The sequence below is a fragment of the Limnofasciculus baicalensis BBK-W-15 genome (assembly GCF_024178385.1).
Classification (GTDB): domain Bacteria; phylum Cyanobacteriota; class Cyanobacteriia; order Cyanobacteriales; family Coleofasciculaceae; genus Limnofasciculus; species Limnofasciculus baicalensis.
Map to the genome: position 1 here is coordinate 1 of NZ_JAMZMM010000733.1, position 1188 is coordinate 1188.

Here is a 1188-nt window from a genome sequence, read left to right on the forward strand (position 1 = left end):
TGTCCCCACTCCCTACTCCCCTTTCAGAATTAGGGATAAAAACTGACAACAGGTAAGCCGAGAGTTTCTTGCCAACCCATCATCAAATTGAGACATTGAATGGCTTGACCAGCTTGACCCTTAATCAGATTATCAGTAGCAGACATCACAATAACTCTACCAGTACGGGGATCGACTTCAATGCTAATGAAACAGAGATTAGTACCGCACGCCCACTTAGTTTGGGGATATGTGCCGCTCGGCAAGATCCTGACAAAGGGAGATGAGCGATAAAATGCTGTATAAATTGTGACTAAATCTTCCCGTACTAAACCAGGATCTCGCAGGGTAGCGTAAATTGTTGCCAAGAGTCCTCGCACCATCGGTACCAGGTGGGGAGTAAACTGAACAGTGACCTCATGACCCGCTAAATCGCTACAAATCTGCTCTATTTCTGGAGTATGGCGATGGCGGGTAACACCGTAGGGGGAAATAGAATTATCAGCTTCTGCGAGTAAGAGATTAGTTTTTGCCGTGCGCCCAGCACCTGATGCTCCAGATTTACCATCAATAATGGCTGTGTCTGGGACAATTAAACCTTGCTTGAGGAGTGGTGCTAGTCCCAGGAGACTGGTGGTAACATAGCAACCGGGGCAACCAATGAGTTGAGCTTCCTTAATGCGATCGCGATACAATTCTGGCAATCCATAAACTGCTAATGCGGCAGTTTCGGGATCGTTTCGTTCCCCTCCATACCAGGCTTTATAAGTCTCCGGGTTCCAAAACCGATAGTCTGCCGAGAGATCGATCACCTTACATCCCTTGGACAAGAGGGTAGGTGCCATCTGATAGGCTAAACCATTAGGCAAAGACAGGAATACAACTTGACAGCGGCTAGCAATCAGATCTAGATCGATTGGCTCAATTGTCAGATTGACACAATGACCTAAATGAGGGTACAGATCGGAAAATTGCTTGCCAGCACTGCTATCCCCCCCTAAATAAACCACCTCGACACTGGGGTGATCCATCAAAAGACGTACAAGTTGCACGCCACCATAGCCAGAAGCACCGACGATTCCTACAGGCAGGCGTTCTAAATCACCCATGATATTTCTTTCCTAAGAGAGCTGAGATTGAAAGCGTTTGAACTTTTGCTGCATTTTAACTGAGTTTGCTGGATACAAGTCAAAAGTCAAAAGTCAAAAT

1 protein-coding gene is annotated in these 1188 nt (G+C 46.4%); it reads right to left on the bottom strand.

Features of this window, described 5'->3' with window-relative positions:
- Window positions 1-29 precede the first annotated feature (29 nt).
- The gene (argC, locus tag NJ959_RS29820; RefSeq protein WP_254015380.1) at window positions 30-1088 is read right to left on the bottom strand and encodes an N-acetyl-gamma-glutamyl-phosphate reductase; all 1059 of its coding nucleotides are present in this window, start codon (window positions 1086-1088) and stop codon (window positions 30-32) included.
- Window positions 1089-1188: the final 100 nt, after the last annotated feature.

What these genes read in the sequence shown, in the direction of transcription:
- argC (WP_254015380.1), bottom strand. Translation starts at nt 1,088, where the DNA reads ATGGGTGATTTAGAACGCCTGCCTGTAGGAATCGTCGGTGCTTCTGGC.